The sequence below is a fragment of the Actinomadura sp. NPDC000600 genome (assembly GCF_040492135.1).
Taxonomy (GTDB): Bacteria; Actinomycetota; Actinomycetes; order Streptosporangiales; family Streptosporangiaceae; genus Spirillospora.
The window spans coordinates 128,183-144,149 of record NZ_JBEUPD010000015.1; the positions used below are offsets into that span (position 1 = coordinate 128,183).

Annotated in this window: 13 protein-coding genes and 1 tRNA gene; 10 read left to right on the plus strand and 4 right to left on the minus strand. The window is 73.8% G+C overall.

From position 1 onward, the window contains the following. Positions 1–125: 125 nt before the first annotated feature. Together ABWI07_RS22505 and ABWI07_RS22510 are read right to left on the minus strand one after the other, a co-directional pair. Positions 126–1,640, minus strand: a complete 1,515-nt coding sequence (locus ABWI07_RS22505; RefSeq protein WP_353819712.1) for a hypothetical protein — start codon at positions 1,638–1,640, stop codon at positions 126–128. Next, a complete protein-coding gene (locus ABWI07_RS22510) occupies positions 1,640–3,217 on the minus strand; it encodes a YwqJ-related putative deaminase (RefSeq protein ID WP_353819713.1) in 1,578 nt (525 codons plus the stop codon). Before ABWI07_RS22510 ends, ABWI07_RS22505 begins: the two co-directional genes overlap by 1 nt. A 154-nt stretch (positions 3,218–3,371) precedes the next feature. Between ABWI07_RS22510 and ABWI07_RS22515 the strand changes: the two genes are divergently transcribed. Both ABWI07_RS22515 and ABWI07_RS22520 read left to right on the plus strand, forming a co-directional pair. Further along, positions 3,372–4,835 carry an MFS transporter gene (locus ABWI07_RS22515; protein ID WP_149258215.1) on the plus strand — a complete coding sequence of 488 codons (1,464 nt, stop codon included), beginning with the start codon at positions 3,372–3,374 and terminating at the stop codon, positions 4,833–4,835. Between the two features lie 136 nt (positions 4,836–4,971). After that, on the plus strand, positions 4,972–6,852 hold the full coding sequence (locus ABWI07_RS22520; protein WP_353819714.1) for a propionyl-CoA synthetase: 1,881 nt from the start codon (positions 4,972–4,974) through the stop codon (positions 6,850–6,852). Here the strand turns inward: ABWI07_RS22520 and ABWI07_RS22525 are convergent. Next, positions 6,849–7,154, minus strand: coding sequence for a GlsB/YeaQ/YmgE family stress response membrane protein (locus tag ABWI07_RS22525; RefSeq protein WP_149258213.1), 306 nt, complete (start codon positions 7,152–7,154; stop codon positions 6,849–6,851). The two genes, ABWI07_RS22520 and ABWI07_RS22525, sit on opposite strands and share 4 nt — an antisense overlap. Positions 7,155–7,239: 85 nt before the next feature. Further along, the gene (selD, locus tag ABWI07_RS22530; protein WP_353819715.1) at positions 7,240–8,229 is read right to left on the minus strand and encodes a selenide, water dikinase SelD; all 990 of its coding nucleotides are present in this window, start codon (positions 8,227–8,229) and stop codon (positions 7,240–7,242) included. Positions 8,230–8,423: 194 nt separating this feature from the next. Between selD and ABWI07_RS22535 the strand changes: the two genes are divergently transcribed. From ABWI07_RS22535 to ABWI07_RS22570, 8 genes are all read left to right on the plus strand, one after another. Beyond that, positions 8,424–10,265 (plus strand): AMP-dependent synthetase/ligase, encoded by a 1,842-nt coding sequence (locus tag ABWI07_RS22535; protein ID WP_353819716.1) that lies wholly within the window; start codon positions 8,424–8,426, stop codon positions 10,263–10,265. Between the two features lie 10 nt (positions 10,266–10,275). Then, positions 10,276–10,371: transfer RNA gene (locus tag ABWI07_RS22540), tRNA-Sec, on the plus strand. A 49-nt stretch (positions 10,372–10,420) separates the two neighbouring features. Next, positions 10,421–10,612, plus strand: coding sequence for a DUF3099 domain-containing protein (locus tag ABWI07_RS22545; RefSeq protein WP_149258210.1), 192 nt, complete (start codon positions 10,421–10,423; stop codon positions 10,610–10,612). Continuing rightward, a complete protein-coding gene (locus ABWI07_RS22550; protein ID WP_149258209.1) occupies positions 10,609–11,235 on the plus strand; it encodes a trimeric intracellular cation channel family protein in 627 nt (208 codons plus the stop codon). Before ABWI07_RS22545 ends, ABWI07_RS22550 begins: the two co-directional genes overlap by 4 nt. A gap of 60 nt (positions 11,236–11,295) precedes the next feature. After that, on the plus strand, positions 11,296–12,108 hold the full coding sequence (gene fdhD, locus ABWI07_RS22555) for a formate dehydrogenase accessory sulfurtransferase FdhD (protein WP_149258208.1): 813 nt from the start codon (positions 11,296–11,298) through the stop codon (positions 12,106–12,108). Between the two features lie 160 nt (positions 12,109–12,268). After that, the gene (locus ABWI07_RS22560) at positions 12,269–13,201 is read left to right on the plus strand and encodes a metal-dependent hydrolase (RefSeq protein ID WP_149258207.1); all 933 of its coding nucleotides are present in this window, start codon (positions 12,269–12,271) and stop codon (positions 13,199–13,201) included. Between the two features lie 107 nt (positions 13,202–13,308). Continuing rightward, positions 13,309–14,157 (plus strand): M24 family metallopeptidase, encoded by an 849-nt coding sequence (locus ABWI07_RS22565; protein ID WP_353819718.1) that lies wholly within the window; start codon positions 13,309–13,311, stop codon positions 14,155–14,157. Further along, positions 14,154–15,923 carry an SDR family oxidoreductase gene (locus ABWI07_RS22570; protein WP_149258205.1) on the plus strand — a complete coding sequence of 590 codons (1,770 nt, stop codon included), beginning with the start codon at positions 14,154–14,156 and terminating at the stop codon, positions 15,921–15,923. The genes ABWI07_RS22565 and ABWI07_RS22570 overlap by 4 nt, the downstream gene beginning before the upstream one ends. The last annotated feature ends 44 nt before the right edge of the window (positions 15,924–15,967 follow it).

The following is a 15,967-nucleotide window of genomic DNA, read 5'->3' on the forward strand; positions in this document are numbered from 1 at the left end:
GGTTGCGCAGACGAAGGTCCACGAAAGGCAACCCTATGGACGCCGGGGCCCCGGGCAAACCGCGACGCGCGGGCGCGACCGGTTCGCCGGCGACACCGCCCCGGATGGCGGGCCCTCTCCCTGGCTCAGACGAACCGGTGGAAGGCGGGCAGGTCGCGGACGAGGGGCGCCAACGCGTCGAGCTCGCGGGTGCGGGCGGGTGGTGTGGTACCGAACAGTCCCGTCTCGGCCTGTCGCCGGGCCCACGCGTTGGCGAAGACCAGGGCGCGCAACGGCGCGGGGGCCGCGGCAAGGCGCTCGGCCCGTGCCGCGGCCTCGGGGGTGTCCGTTTCGGGCTCGGCGGGGCGGGCCGTCCTCGCCTGGGCGCCGGCCGGGGTCCGCCACAGCGGGGAGCCGTCGTCGACGAGCGTGTCGGCGGGGGCCGTGCCGCAGGCGGCCAGGAGGGCCGCGGTGAGCGGTTCCGGGTCGGCGCAGCCGGCGCCGGCCAGCAGCCCTACCGTGTGCCGGCCGGTCTGCCAGGCGCCGAGGAACTCGGGCCAGGCTTCTGTGGTCAGCACGCTCGCATAGCGTTCGGTGACCTCGCGCATGACGGGTCCGAGCGCGGTGTGCAGCGGCTCCGGCAGCAGTGTGGCGAGGTCGGCGGCGAGACCGTCCACGACCGCCGGCCGATCGCCCGGCCGCCACCCGGGCGGCAGCGGCGTAGCCCAGAGGCGGGACAGGTGGAGCCACCGCAACTCGACGGTCCGGACTTCACGGCTGACCCTGTCGACCAGCCAACCCGGCTCCGCGTACGGCCGGCGATATCCGGTGTCGCCCGGATAGTTGATCGGCGGTTCCACCGGGCGGATCGCGTCCGCCGGGACGTCCCAGCGCACGAGGTAGACGAGGCCGCGGGCTTCCGCGACGTACCCCAGGAGGCTCGGGTCGAGGCCGGGCACACGCATGTGGTAGTCGCCGAACCGCTCGGACGGACGGGCCCTGACGAGTTCGACGGCTTCGCGGGTGCTGCCCACCGGGGTCGGCAGGGGGGCGAGCGGCGGACCCGGCGCCCGGCCGTTCCGGAGCTCGGGCGGGAGACCCGGCTCCAGCGCCGAGATCTCCGTGTGGTCGAAGGGACGCTCCCGGCCGACGCCGGAGTACTCCGAGCTCTTCGGCAGCGCCGGTGCGACATCCCGCGCGACGACGGCGCCGGTGCGCAGCTCCGGCGGAAGCCCGCGAAGCCGATGCACGTTCAGGGTCCGGAGCCATGGCGGATCTCCGCGCGTCGGGCTGTACGGCCGCGCCATCGCCAGAGTCATGGCCAAGGGCCAGGTGAGCGGGGGGAGGTTGTTCAGATAGTAAGGCCGGGCCCCCAGACCGCTGTCGTACCAGGGAAGCGTGGCGGCCGCCGCGAGCACCTCGAGATCGGTCGTCCCCTGCCTGGCGAGCGTGGCGGCGGTCTCCACGCCGATCGCCAGACGGTCGGTGGGCTCCTCGCTGTCGATCTCACCCGTCGGCCTGTGCCGCCTCGCCGACGCGATCAGGTCCAGCGCGAGGGCCTCGAGGTGGTCGCGGTCCCCGCGCGGAACGCGTTTGAGGAGCTTCCGGCGCAGGTGCTTCCACGACCGCGCCAGTACCGGGTCGGGCTCGGACGCGTCCATCAGTCCGGCCACCTGTCCCCGAGGATGAGTCGCCCGCCCTCGATCGGAACTTCCTTGCGTGGCCAGATCTCCAAGGTGCGGGCCACGTCGTAGTCGATGAGGTCGGTGAGGTAGAGCATGCCGTAGCCGCCGCGGAGCAGGGCGTCGCCGTCCAGGGTCACGACGTCGAGTTGCCGCTCGGCGATGAACTGGAACAGATCCAACGTCAGGTCGGCGTACAGGAAGGCCACCTCCAGATCCGGCGTGAGTGCGGCGCACGCGTCCCGGAAGGCGCACACCAGCGGCATCCCGTCGCCCCGCACCCCGTCGCGGGCGGCCTCGTCGCGCTGGTCGAAGAAGTCGTACAGTCCGAAGACGAGGACGAGGGCGGTGTAGTAGTCGAGGTCGAGGACGTAAGCCTCGCAGTGCATTCCGCCCCAGTCGCCGACCTGCCACAGGCGGGAGGACACCGGGTTGGCCACGGGATCCGTCCCCAGGCGGCCCAGCATGTCCGGAAGCCACACGTAATGCAGGTTGAACGGCGTCCGCGGCATGAAGAACACCGCTCCGAGAGGGCGTTTCTGCGGTCCCAGCCCGACAAGGCCCGGGGGCTCCTCCGGCGACGGGGTCCAGGAGGGGCCACGGCCGTCGGCGGGGCGCACCGGCCGCGGCAGCCGACCGGTGACGAGCGTGTGGAGCGCCTCGTCGAAGGTGTCGCCGAGGTGCCATTCACCGATCGGGTCGATGGCCATCACCTTGCCCAGGTCGGTGAGGGCGAGCACCGACTCGCCCCGGCCTTCGACGCCGAGCGGGTAGAGGCTCACGCTCATGGCGCGTTCAACGTCGGTGAGCGTCTCGAAGCCATGCGCGGCCGAACCCGGGTCGATGGCGAACGGCCGAGGGGCGAGGCCCAGCCGGACCAGCAGCGCCCGGCATGAGGCGCACGGCGGTGCGGTCCGGCCGTCCTGCGGGTCGCCGGGCTCGCGGACCCGGTACGTCACCAGGTCCGCACCGCGCAGCAGCCGGCCTCGCGCCTCATCGACCGACAGCGCCGGCTCGCCGGCCGCGGCCCGCCGGGCGTCCTCGGCATGCATCACGTCGGACAGCACTGCCACCTCCGAGCAGCGGTCGTTGCCGCGCGTCCGGGACTCGACGGGCAACCGGTCGAGGATGCCGCGCACGAGCGGATGCAGGTTGGGCACACCGTCGCCCTTCATGCTGCGACCGGTGCGCAGGCGCCCGTCCCCGAGACGCAGGCGGGTGACGTTCTCCGGGAACGGCGCGCGCACCCGGTCGCGGCGGGCTTGCACGACGGGGTCCCAGGTCAGCGGCGCGGCCGGTGTGCGCTCGCGGAAGGCGCGGTACTGCTCGACCACGGCCTCCACGGGAACGAGGGGCCAGTGCGTCAGCTCCCCGTTCAGCCGGTCGACGACGACCCGGCCGGACCCGACGTCTCCGGAGCGGCCCGGCGGAGGAGTGCGCCAGTAGACGTAGCCGAGGTCGAACTCGTGCGTCCCGAACGCGCGGGGCACCCCGGCCGGACAGTCCTGGGCGAGCCGGGCGGCCGCGATCAACTGGGACTCCCATAAATCGACCACGCACGCCTCCCCGGCTCCGTGCTCACGAATATAGGGGCGCGTCGCGCCGTACCGCGGGCGTCGCGGGGCAAAGCCGCCGCTCTACACTTATTTAGGTTAAGTAAGTACATGCCGCGCGCCGGGCTCCGGTGGCCGGCCGATGCGGGAGGTTCGCATGACCGGCGCCCCGGCGGCACGTGGGACAGGCGCCCCGGCGGTGCGCGGGGCCCCCGCCCCGCCGCTGCGCGGAGCCGGCGCCCCGGCCGCCCGGAACACCGGCCCGACCCTCCTCGCGCTCTCCGTCGCCGGGATGGTCGTCTCGGTGCAGCAGACGCTCGTGCTGCCGCTGCTGCCGCAGCTCATGGTCCGCTTCGACGCCCCCATCACCGACGTGACGTGGGTGTTCACCGCGTCCCTGCTGGCCGGCGCCGTCGCCACCCCGCTGCTGACCCGGTTCGGCGACATGTACGGCAAGAAGCGCATGATCATGCTCGCGTTGGTGCTGCTGCTGGCGGGCTCGGTGGTGTGCGCGGTGTCCGGCACGCTGCCGGTGCTGATCGCCGGACGCGCCCTGCAGGGCGTCTCGGCGGCGATGATCCCCCTCGCCATCGGCATGATCCGCGACACGTTCCCGCCCGAACGGGTCACCACGGCGATCGGCATCGTCAGCGCGACCATGGGCGTCGGCGGCAGCGCGGGGATGATCGTGACCGGGCTGATCGCCGCCCGCACCGCGAGCCACCACCCGGTCTTCTGGATCGCCGCCGCGCTGGCGGCGGCGGGCCTGGCGCTGGTCGCCGCGACGGCGCGCGACGTCGGCGTCCGGGCCGGCGGCCGGCCGGACCTGCCGGGCGCGGCCGTGCTCGCCTGCTGGCTGGTCTGCCTGCTGCTCGCCATCAGCCAGGGCAACGCGTGGGGCTGGGCGTCCGGCGGCGTCCTCGGCCTGTTCGGCGCCGCGGTCGCGCTGTGCGCGGTGTGGGTCGCGATCGAACTGCGGGTCCGCGCGCCGCTGGTGCGGCTGAACCTGCTCGTCGGCGCCCGGTCGCTGTCGGCCAACGTCGTCTCGGCGCTGCTCGGCTTCTCGATGTTCGCCGCCTTCACCCTGATCGCCGGGTTCGTGCAGGCGCGGCCGGAGGAGGTCGGGTACGGCCTCGGCGGCTCGGTGCTGGACGTCGGGCTCTACATGCTGCCGAGCACCCTGACGATGCTGGTGTTCTCGGCGATGGCCGGGCGGATCGCGGCCCGGCTCGGCCCCGCGTACACGCTCGCGATCGGGTCGGCGTTCGCCGGGCTGTGCTACGCCTGGCTCGCGGTGTCGAACACGCACGTGTACGACATGCTGGCGTTCAGCGCCATCCAGGGCATCGGGTTCGGGATCGCCTACGCGGCGCTCGGCACCCTCGCCGTCCGGCACGTGCCGATGGACCAGAGCGGGATCGCCAGTGGGATCAACTCGCTCGTCCGCACCACGGGAGGCAGCGTCGCGGGCGCCGTCACCGCGTCGATCCTGGCCGGAGGGGCCGCGGGCGCCGGCGTGCCCTCCCTCGGCGCCTACGAGCTGTGCTTCTGGATCGTCTCGGCGGGCGCCGCGCTGGCCGCCCTCATCGCCGTCGCGCACGCCCTGCGCCACCCCCGGTAGACCCCGCCCGGCGGCGCGGGCCCTTGACGAACCGGCCCCGCGCCATGCCCTATAGGGGTGCGGCCCGAATCGCGGAGACGCCCGGTCCGGGCCTCCGCGCAGATCCGGGCCAGGGACCCGTCACCGGGAGGACGACATGGGCGCCTACGCGGCCGCGTACGAACGCAGCATCGCCGATCCGACCCGCTTCTGGGGGCTGGCGGCGCGGGACGTCCGGTGGCTCGTGCCGCCCGACCGGGTGCTGGACGACGGGGCGCCGCCCTTCTACCGGTGGTTCACCGGCGGCGAGCTCAACACCTGCGACAACGCGCTGGACCGGCATGTCGAGGAGGGCCGCGGCGAGCAGGCCGCGCTCATCTACGACAGCCCCGTCACCGGGACCGTGCGGACCTACACCTACCGGGAGCTGACCGAGCTCGTCGCGCGGTTCGCCGGAGCGCTGCGGGCGCAGGGCGTCGAACGCGGCGACCGCGTCGTCATCTACCTGCCGATGGTGCCGGAGGCGGTCATCGCGATGCTGGCGTGCGCGCGGCTCGGCGCGGTGCACTCGGTGGTCTTCGGCGGGTTCGCGGCGCGGGAGCTGGCGGTCCGCATCGACGACGCCCGCCCGAAGGCGGTCGTGTCGGCGTCCTGCGGCATCGAGGCGGGCCGGATCGTCCCCTACAAGCCGCTGCTGGACCGGGCGCTGGAGCTCGCCCGGCACAAGGTCGAGCGGTGCGTGATCCGGCAGCGCGAGCAGCTGCACGCCGACCTCGTCCGGCCGCGGGACGTGGAGTGGGACGAGGCGGTCGCGGCCGCCGAGCCCGCCGGGTGCGTGCCGGTCGCCGCCACCGACCCGCTCTACATCCTCTACACCTCGGGCACGACCGGGCGGCCGAAGGGCGTCGTCCGCGACAACGGCGGGCACGCGGTGGCGCTGCGCTGGTCGATGGAGAACGTCTTCGACGTGGGGCCGGGCGACGTGTTCTGGGCGGCGTCCGACGTCGGCTGGGTCGTCGGGCACTCCTACATCGTGTACGCGCCGCTGCTCACCGGGTGCGCGACCGTGCTGTACGAGGGCAAGCCGGTCGGGACGCCGGACGCGGGCGCGTTCTGGCGGGTCGCCGCGCAGCACCGGGTCAAGGCGCTGTTCACCGCGCCGACCGCGATCCGGGCGATCAAGAAGGAGGACCCCGAGGGCGCGCTGCTCGCCGGGCACGACCTGTCCGCCCTGGACACGCTGTTCCTCGCCGGCGAGCGCCTCGACCCCGACACCTACCGGTGGGCCTCGCGCATCCTGGACCGGCCGGTCGTCGACCACTGGTGGCAGACCGAGACCGGCTGGCCGATCGTGGCGAACCTGCGCGGGCTGGAGCCGATGCCGGTGAAGGCGGGGTCCCCGTCGGTGCCGGTCCCCGGGTACGACGTGCGGATCCTCGGTCCGGACGGCTCGCCCGTCCCGCCGGGCGCCGACGGCGACATCGCGATCCGGCTGCCGCTGCCGCCGGGCACGCTGCCCACGCTCTGGCAGGACGACGAGCGGTTCGTCGAGTCGTACCTGACGAAGTACCCCGGCCACTACCTGACCGGCGACGGCGGGCACATCGACGAGGACGGCTACGTCTGGGTGATGGGCCGCACCGACGACGTGATCAACGTCGCCGGGCACCGGCTGTCCACCGGGACGATGGAGGAGGTCATCTCCGCCCATCCGGCCGTCGCCGAGTGCGCGGTCATCGGCGTCCAGGACGCGCTGAAGGGGCAGGTGCCGCGCGGGCTCGTCGTGCTCAAGAGCGGCGTCCTGGCCGAACCCGAGGAGGTGTGCGCCGAACTGGTCGCGATGGTGCGCGAGCAGGTCGGGCCGGTGGCCGCGCTCAAGGAGATCTCCGTCGTGCCCGCGCTGCCGAAGACGCGGTCGGGCAAGATCCTGCGCGGCGTGATGCGGGGCATCGCGGACGGGCAGGAGGTGTCCGTCCCGTCCACGATCGAGGATCCCGAGGTCCTGGACGGCCTGCGCCCGGTCCTGCGCCGGCCCTAGGGCCCTTCCGGGGGGCGGCGGCCGGTGTCGCGGGGGGCGGCCCTGCGCTTGGGCCAGAACGCCGCCACCAGGAGGATGGCGGCCACCGGCAGGACGATCTGGAACAGCGCCTCCCACACGTTCCAGCCGCCGTTGCCGAGGTCGGACAGGTTCACCAGGCCCGTCCCGGCGAACGCCGCGACGACGCCGACCGTGGTCAGCAGCCATCCGGGCATGCGCCTGGGGCCCCGCAGCACGAGCCTGCTCAGGATTCCGATGGCCGCGCCCAGGACGACGGCGGCCACGAGTCCCCCGATGGTCATGCCTCGCCTCCCCCGTCCCCGTGGAGCCTGCCCGGAACCTACCCGCGTCCTTGATCGGTGACACGGGGCGGCGCGCGGCGGAGGGTCAGCGGATGACGAGGGTGTGCCGCCCCCGGCCGACGAGCTCCCCGATGACGGGCGCGCCGGGGATCTCCCCGGCGACCAGCAGCCCGCCGGAGGTCTGCGCGTCGGCGAGCAGGAGCCGCTCCTCCTCGGCGATCCGGCGGAAGTCGGTGTGCGGGGACACCCATCTGAGGTTGCGGCGGGTGCCGCCGGACACGAACCCGTCCCGCACCGCGGCGCGCGCGCCGTCCAGGTAGGGGACGGCGGAGGAGTCCACGACGGCGGTGACGCCGCTCGCCCGCGCCAGCTTGTACAGGTGGCCGAGCAGCCCGGAGCCGGCGACGCCGGTGGCGCAGGCGGCGCCGCCGTCGAGGGCGGCCCGGCCCGCCGCCGCGTTCAGCTCCGTCATGGCCGCGACCGCGTGCGCGAACACCTCGCCGGTCGCCCGGTGCCGGGCGTTGAGGACGCCGACGCCGAGCGGCTTGGTCAGCGTGAGGGGGACGCCGGGGCGGCCCGCGTCCAGCCGCAGCAGCCGGTCCGGGTCGGCGACGCCGGTGACCGCGAGGCCGTACTTCGGCTCGGGGTCGTCGATGGTGTGCCCGCCGGCGATCGCGACGCCGGCGCGGGCCGCCATGTCCCGGCCGCCGCGCAGCACCTCGCGGGCCAGTTCGGCGGGCAGCGCGTCGGCGGGCCAGCCGAGCAGGTTGAGGGCCATCAGCGGCTCGCCGCCGACGGCGTACACGTCCGAGAGCGCGTTGGCGGCCGCGATGCGGCCCCAGTCGTAGGCGTCGTCGACGACGGGGGTGAAGAAGTCGGCGGCCGACACCACGGCCCGGCCGCCCTCGATCCGCAGCACGGCGGCGTCGTCGCCGTCGGGGCCGCCGACGAGGAGCGCGTCGCCGCCGCCGGTGAGGCCGGCCACGACCCGCTCCAGCTCCCCCGGCGGGAGCTTGCACGAGCCGCCGCCGCGCGCGTACTGCGTCAGGCGGGCCACGGGGGCGAGTCGGGTCACCGCAGAATTTAACGCACAACTACCTCAAATGATCAACAAACGGACGGTACGCGCCCGGTCACCGATCGCCCACCGGACCCCGCGACCAGCGGGGAAAAGCCCCGAAACCCTTGTCCGAACCCGGTTCGGCATGATGCGATCTCCCCTCTGCAAGTCATCACTTACTAGACTCACCAACGACCACGAGGGGCGTCATGGGGATCCAGGAACAGCGGGCCGACCTCGACCGGGCCGTCGCGGGGCAGACGATCTGCACCGCCCTCGCCGCGACCGCCGCACGGCACGGCGGCAGGCCCGCCTACTCCGACCGGACCGGCGGCGAGTGGAGGACCCTCACCTGGGCGGACACGCGGACCCGCGCGCTGGAGACGGCCGCCGGGTTCGCCGCCCTCGGCCTGGAGGCGGGCGAGGTCGTCGCGCTGATGATGCCGAACCGCTCCGAGCACGTCCTGGCCGACCTCGGCGCGGTGCACGCCGGCGGGGTCCCCACCACCGTGTACGCGACGCTCGCGCCCGACCAGGTCGCGTTCGTGGCCGGCCACTGCTCGGCGAAGTACGCCGTGCTGGACGGGATCGACCAGCTCGGCCGCTGGCTGCCCGTCCTGGACCGCCTCCCCGACCTCCGCAAGATCATCGTGGTGGACGCCGAGGCCTGCCCGCCCGGCGACCGCTTCCTCACCTGGGACGCCTTCACCGAGCTCGGCCGCCGGGAGCTGGCCGCCGACACGCTCGCGATCGACCGGCGCTGGCAGGCGGTCAGGCCCGGGGACACCGTCACCCTGCTCTACACCTCCGGCACCACCGGCGACCCCAAGGGCGTGCTGATCACGCACTCGATGGTGCTGCACGAGGCGGAGATGGTCGAGCGCAGCTCCGTCCTGCCCGAGCACCCGGCCGGCATCTCCTACCTGCCGTTCGCGCACATCGCCGACCGCGTGCTCAGCTACTACCTGCCGGTCCGGCTGGCCTCCCACATCCACTTCTGCCCCGACCCGGCCCAGCTGACGACGATCCTCGGCGAGGTGCGGCCGCACTCCTTCTTCGGCGTCCCGCGCGTCTGGGAGAAGATCATGGCCGGCATCCAGGCCGTGCTGTCGGCCGAGCAGGACGAGGCCAGGAAGCGGGCGGTCGCCGCCGCCCTCGACGCCGGCCGCGCCTACGTGACGGCGCAGGAGCACGGCAACGCCCTCACCCCGGAGATCGCCGAAGCCTTCGAGCGCGCCGACCAGGCCGTCCTCACCCCGATGCGCGCCCTGCTCGGCCTGGACCGCGTCCGCCAGGCCTCCAGCGCCGCCGCGCCGCTGCCGGTCGAGGTGGCCCGGTTCTTCGCCGGCCTCGGCCTGAAGATCTTCGACGCCTACGGGATGACGGAGACGACCGGCGCCATCACCGCCAACCTGGCCGACTCCTTCAAGCTCGGCACCGTCGGCCGCCCCTTCCCCGGCGTCGAGCTGAAGCTCGCGGAGGACGGCGAGATCCTCGTCCGCGGCGCGACCTGCACCCCCGGCTACCTGAACCGTCCCGACGCCACCGCAGACCTCATCGACGCCGACGGCTGGGTGCACACAGGCGACGTCGGCCGCCTCGACGCCGACGGCTTCCTCTCCGTCGTCGACCGCAAGAAGGAACTGATCATCACCGCCGGAGGCGAGAACATCGCGCCGTCCCTGGTCGAGAACCGGCTCAAGGAGCACCCGCTCATCGGCCAGGCGCTCGCCTTCGGCGACCGCCGCCCCTACGTCGTCGCGCTCATCACCCTCGACGGCGAGGTGGCGCCCGTCTGGGCGGCGGCCCACGGCATCGACACCACCGACCTCGCCGCGCTCGCCGACCACCCCCTCGTCCTGGAGGAGGTCGCCCGGGCCGTCGAGGACGCCAACGCCCGGCTCGCCCGCGTCCAGCAGGTCAAGAGGTGGCGGCTGCTCACCGCCGAGTGGACCGCCGAGAGCGAGGAGCTCACCCCGACCCTCAAGCTGAAGCGGCGCGTCGTGCACACCAAGTACGCCGCCGACCTCGACTCCCTCTACCTCGGCTAAGATCGCCGCCGGAGGCGTGCGAGTGCCTGGTGGCCTCCCCGGCCTTCAAAGCCGACGGTCCCGAGGATCTCGGGACGGCGGGTTCGATTCCCGTACGCCTCCGCCACCCCGCCCTCGGGCGGGGCGCGGAGGGCGGGGCGTCGTAACGTGAGGGCATGAGGCGTCGCAAGCTGGCCTACGGGATCATGATGGGCACCTGCCTCACCCTGTTCGTGCTGGCCTGGGCGGTGGTCCGGCTGTACTCGCACCCGGCCGCGATCGCGATGTCGGTGGTCGCGCTGGTCATCCCGCCGTTCGCGGCGGTGGTGGCGAACTGGAACATCGACCGGAGGGACCGGGACGAGTGAGCGGCCACGGGGTCGCGTGGCTGCTGGACCTCGCAGGGATCTTCGTGTTCGCCGTGTCGGGCGCGCTCGCGGCCGTCCGGCAGCGGCTGGACGTCGTCGGGATGGTGGTGCTGGCCGAGATCACCGCGCTCGGCGGCGGGATCCTGCGCGACCTGCTCATCGGGGCCGTCCCGCCCGCGGCGTTCACCGACCTCGGGTACGTGCTGGTGCCGATGGCGGCGTCGGCGCTGGTGTTCTTCTGGCATCCGCAGGTGACCCGGCTGCTGCCCGCCGTGCTGCTGTTCGACGCCGCCGGGCTCGGGCTGTTCTGCGCGACCGGGACGGTCAAGGCGCTGGAGTACGGGCTCTCGCCGGTGCACGCGGTGCTGCTCGGGATCGTGACGGCGGTGGGCGGCGGCATCCTGCGCGACGTGCTGGCCGGGCGGATCCCGGCGGTGCTGTACGACCGGCAGCTCTACGCGGTGCCCGCGCTGCTCGGCGCCACGGCGACCGCCGCGGCGGACGCGGCGGGCCTGCACGGCGGCGCCGTCACCGCGGGCGCCGCCGTGATGGCGTTCGGGCTGCGCGTCCTCGCCATGCGCCAGGGGTGGCGGGCGCCCAGGCCCCGCGGAGTGCCCGACTAGCGCGCGCGGCCCGCCCCGGCCCCTCGTTTGGGACGGTTTCCCGGGGTACCGTCAACGGTCATGGGGCGGATCACCGTGCGCAGGCCCGTACTGCGGCTCAGCGCGTCCGGGACGCAGGTACGGCGGCCCGACACCCTGGCGGCGGAGGAGCCGCTGGAGATCCGCGTCGCCGGCAAGCCGCTCACGATCACGATGCGCACCCCCGGGCACGACTTCGACCTGGTCGCCGGGTTCCTGGCGGCCGAGGGCGTGGTCGGGCGGGCCGGCGACATCGCGACGATGCGGTACTGCGCGGACACCGAGGAGCAGAACACGCTGGACGTCGTGCTGTCCCCGGGCGTGCCGCCGCCGGACGACTCCATGACGCGGGCGTTCACCACGACGAGCGCCTGCGGGGTGTGCGGGAAGTCGAGCATCGAGGCGCTGCGCGCCGACCGGCCCTACGAGGTGGCCGAGGACGCGGTGCGGCTCACGCCGGACGTCCTCGCGGCCATGCCGGAGCGGCTGCGCGGGGGGCAGCGGGTGTTCGACCGGACGGGCGGCCTGCACGCCGCCGGGCTGTTCGACGCCGCCGGCGGGCTCCTCGCCCTGCGCGAGGACGTCGGCCGCCACAACGCCGTCGACAAGGTGATCGGATGGGCCCTGCGGCAGGAGAGGCTGCCGCTGACCGGGACGGTCCTCATGGTGAGCGGGCGGGCGTCGTTCGAGCTGACGCAGAAGGCGATGACGGCGGGCGTCCCCGTGCTGGCGGCGGTGTCGGCGCCGTCCTCGCTGGCGGTGGACCTCGCCGAGGACGCCGGGATGACGCTCGTGGGCTTCCTGCGCGGCGAGACCATGAACGTCTACACCGGGGCGCAGCGTATCGCCCTGTGAGCGGCGCCACTTGTCATAAAGGACCGAAAACCAAGCGGTAACTTGTTGGCTTCCCCTCAAGAAACCACGGGCCTCGCAGGAGTTGACTGCTCTGCCAATGACCACCGCGGCATCGGGGGCACGCCGCGCCCGGCCCGGACGCGTGGAAGGCGAGGACCGAATGACGAGGCCCCAGGTGAGCGGCGGAGCGGCGCCCATCGACGAGCGCCATCCGCCGATCAAGCCGCGGCGCGTCGCCTTCGACTGGTCGGAGACCCCGCTGCACTGGGTGCCGGGCGACCCGGTCGCCACCCACATCATCAACTCGTTCCACATCGTCCTGCCCGAGGGCGAGAAGTGGTTCATCCAGTGCGTCAAGGACGCCCGCCCGCACATCCGGGACGAGCGGCTGCTGGAGGAGATCAAGGGCTTCATCGGGCAGGAGATGGTGCACGCCCGCTCCCACCAGGGCGTCCTCGACCAGATCCTGGAGCGGGGCGGGATCGACGTCTCCAAGATCACCGACGCCGCGGGCCGGGGGAACGCCGAGCGCCCCGCGCAGATGGCGGCGCTGAAGGAGCGCAACCCGCGGGCCTGGCGGCGCCGGCTGCGCTTCGAACTGGCCGCGGTCGCCTCGATCGAGCACTACACCGCCGTCCTCGGCCAGTGGATCATGGACAACGACCGGCTCGACAAGGCCGGCGTGGACCCGACGATGCTGGACCTGCTGCGCTGGCACGGCGCCGAGGAGGTCGAGCACCGCTCGGTGGTGTTCGACGTGTACAAGGCCATGGGCGGCCGGTACCCGACCCGCGTCGCCGCGTGGGTGGTGTCGCTGTTCTTCCTCTACTGGGCGCTGATCGGCGGCTCGCTCTACCTGCTCAAGCAGGACCCGACGATCAAGAAGCGGGTGACCCCGCTGCGCGTCTACCGCTCCTACCGGCGGTCCGTCCGGCTCGGCCACGTGCCCGGCATCTTCAGGCTCCTGCTCGGCGAGGCGCCCGTCTACCTCAAGCCGAACCACCACCCGTCGAAGGTGTGCTCCACGCCCCGCGCGCTGGAGTACCTCCTCCAGTCGCCGGCCGCGAAGGCCGCGGGCTACGACCCCTACTAGACCTCCCCTCCCCTGGGCCGCGCCGCCGCGCCATCCGCTTCCGCGCGGTGGCGGGCATCACTCCGCGAGCCCTTGACCCGGACGCGGATCGGCGATTTATTAACGATGTGTCCAATAAAACCGCGCTCGCCCGCGTGCACGACGAGGCGGAGCTCGAGCGGTTCCGTGCCGTCCAGCGCCTGAGCTACCGGTGCGCCGAGGAGGTCGCCGGCACGCTCGAACCGGGGGTGACCGAGCGCGAGGCGTGCCGCCGCATGCGCCGGTGGCTGCGCGAGCGCGGCGTGGACGACTGGCTCCACACCCCGTTCGCCTGGTTCGGCGACCGGTCGGCGTTCCGCGGCTTCAAGGTGCCCACCCAGTTCCTGCCCGGCGGGACGCGCCTGGAGGAGGGCATGCCCTACATCCTGGACATGGCCCCGGTGAGGGACGGCTACTCCGCCGACATCGGGTACGGGGGCGTGCTCGGCGAGAACAGGATCTGGGAGAGGCTCGACGCCGACCTCGCCGGCTACCGGGACCTCATCCTCCGCCTCGTCCGCGAGCGCCGCACGTTCGCCGACGTCTACGCCGAGGTCGACGCCCTCATCGAGCGGCAGGGCCATGACAGCCGGCACCGCCGGTATCCGGGGCGCGTGATCGGCCACCAGGTCGGCGTCATCGGCGGGATCCTCCCGAAGCGCGTGGGATTCCCATTCGGTGTACGGTTCCTCCAGACCATCGGCCGCGAACTGGTCAAGGAGCGCCTCGAGGGGCGCTCCCCGCTCTGGAACGGGGCCGCGCAGTCCCAGCACCCCCCGACGCCCGGGCTGTGGGCGGTCGAGCCCCACATCGGGTTCCGCGGCGTCGGCGTGAAGTTCGAGGAGATCCTCGTGGTCACCGAGGACGACGCGTACTGGCTCGACGACGACCTGCCCCACGTGCACCGGTGGGCCCGACGGGAGACGACGACCGCATGACTCAGCCCGCCCCACCCGTCACCCGGCGGCGCGTCCGCGGCGACGGCGTCGACCTCGCCGTCTACGAGCAGGGCGACCGGTCCCGCCCGACCGTCCTGCTGGTCCACGGCTACCCCGACACCCACGCCGTGTGGGACGAGGTGGCCGCGCGGCTCGCCGACCGGTTCCACGTCGTCCGGTACGACGTGCGCGGCGCGGGCGCCTCGTCCCGGCCGTCCGGGCGCAGGCGCTACACGTTCGAGTACCTGATGGCCGACATGGAGGCCGTCCTGGACGCGACCGCGCCCGAGCGCAAGGTGCACCTGGTGGGGCACGACTGGGGCTCGATCCAGTCGTGGGAGGCGGCCTGCACGATGCCGGACCGCTTCGCCTCGTTCACCTCGATCTCCGGGCCTTGCCTCGACCACGTCGCGCACTGGACGCGCCGGAACCTGGCGCGCCCCACCCCCGCCAACCTGCGGCGGGCGGCCGGGCAGGCCGTCCGGTCCTGGTACATCTACTTCTTCCAGACGCCGGTGCTGCCGGAGCTGCTGTGGCGGGCCGGGATGGCGAAGCCGTTCGCCAAGGCGCTGGAACTGGGCGAGGGCGTCCCGCCCCGGCACGGCCACCCGGCCGGGACGATGGCGCGCGACGCCGCGGCCGGGGTCGGGCTGTACCGGGCCAACATGCTCCAGCGGCTCCGCCGCCCGCGCGACCGGCGCACGGACGTCCCGACGCAGGTCATCGTCCCGACGAAGGACCTGTTCGTCTCGCCGCACCTGGTGGGCGGGCTGGCCGGCCGGGTCCCGAACCTGTCGCTGCGGCCGGTCAGGGCCGGGCACTGGGTGCCGCGCAGCCACCCGGACGTCGTCGCGCGCTGGATCGGCGAGCACATCGCCGGCGTCCGGGGCGGCCCGCTCGGCGCGGCCGAGTCGCGGGCCCTCAGGCGGGCCAGGGTCGCCCGGAACCGCCGGCCCTTCGACGGGGCGCTCGTCGTCGTCACCGGCGCGGGCAGCGGGATCGGCCGCGCCACCGCGCTCGCCTTCGCCGAACGCGGCGCCGAGGTGGTCGCCGCCGACATCGACCGGGCCGCCGCCGAGCGCACCGCGGAACTCGCCGGCCTCCTCGGCCCCGCGGGCCACGCCGTCCAGGTGGACGTGTCCGACCGCGGCGCGATGGAGGACTTCGCCAAGTCGGTCATGCACGAGCACGGGGTGCCGGACGTCGTCGTCAACAACGCCGGGATCGGCGTGGCCGGGCCGTTCCTGGAGCACGGAGCCGACGACTGGCGCCGGGTCCTGGACGTCAACCTGTGGGGCGTCGTCCACGGCTCGCGGCTCTTCGCCAAGCAGATGGTGGAGCGGGGGCAGGGCGGCCACATCGTCAACACCTCGTCGGCCGCCGCGTTCACGCCGTCCCGCGCCCTGCCCGCCTACGCGACGAGCAAGGCGGCCGTGCTGATGCTGTCGGAGTGCCTGCGCGCCGAACTGAAGGGCAAGGGCATCGGGGTCAGCGCCGTCTGCCCGGGGGTCGTCAACACCAACATCACCCGCACGTCCCGCTTCGTCGGCCAGAGCAAGGAGGACGAGGCGCGCAAACGGGAACGGGTCGTGCGCGCCTACGCGCGCCGCAACTACGGCCCGGACCGCGTGGCCGAGCAGATCGTCGCGGCCGTCCGCGACGACCGCGCGGTCGTCCCGGTGACGCCGGAGGCGCGGCTGGGCTACCTCGGGTCGCGCGTGGCGCCGGGCGTGATGCGGCTGCTGGCCCGCCTCGACGTGGGCTGACCGCGGCGCCGCCGCGGGGTGCCCGTAGGGTGACCGGCGGGAGG

Excerpts from the sequence above, each read along its gene's own strand:
- ABWI07_RS22505 (WP_353819712.1), bottom strand. The coding sequence starts at position 1,640 with ATGGACGCGTCCGAGCCCGACCCGGTACTGGCGCGGTCGTGGAAGCAC.
- ABWI07_RS22515 (WP_149258215.1), top strand. The coding sequence starts at position 3,372 with ATGACCGGCGCCCCGGCGGCACGTGGGACAGGCGCCCCGGCGGTGCGC.
- ABWI07_RS22520 (WP_353819714.1), top strand. The coding sequence starts at position 4,972 with ATGGGCGCCTACGCGGCCGCGTACGAACGCAGCATCGCCGATCCGACC.
- ABWI07_RS22525 (WP_149258213.1), bottom strand. The coding sequence starts at position 7,154 with ATGACCATCGGGGGACTCGTGGCCGCCGTCGTCCTGGGCGCGGCCATC.
- ABWI07_RS22535 (WP_353819716.1), top strand. The coding sequence starts at position 8,424 with ATGGGGATCCAGGAACAGCGGGCCGACCTCGACCGGGCCGTCGCGGGG.
- ABWI07_RS22545 (WP_149258210.1), top strand. The coding sequence starts at position 10,421 with ATGAGGCGTCGCAAGCTGGCCTACGGGATCATGATGGGCACCTGCCTC.
- fdhD (WP_149258208.1), top strand. The coding sequence starts at position 11,296 with ATGGGGCGGATCACCGTGCGCAGGCCCGTACTGCGGCTCAGCGCGTCC.
- ABWI07_RS22560 (WP_149258207.1), top strand. The coding sequence starts at position 12,269 with ATGACGAGGCCCCAGGTGAGCGGCGGAGCGGCGCCCATCGACGAGCGC.
- ABWI07_RS22570 (WP_149258205.1), top strand. The coding sequence starts at position 14,154 with ATGACTCAGCCCGCCCCACCCGTCACCCGGCGGCGCGTCCGCGGCGAC.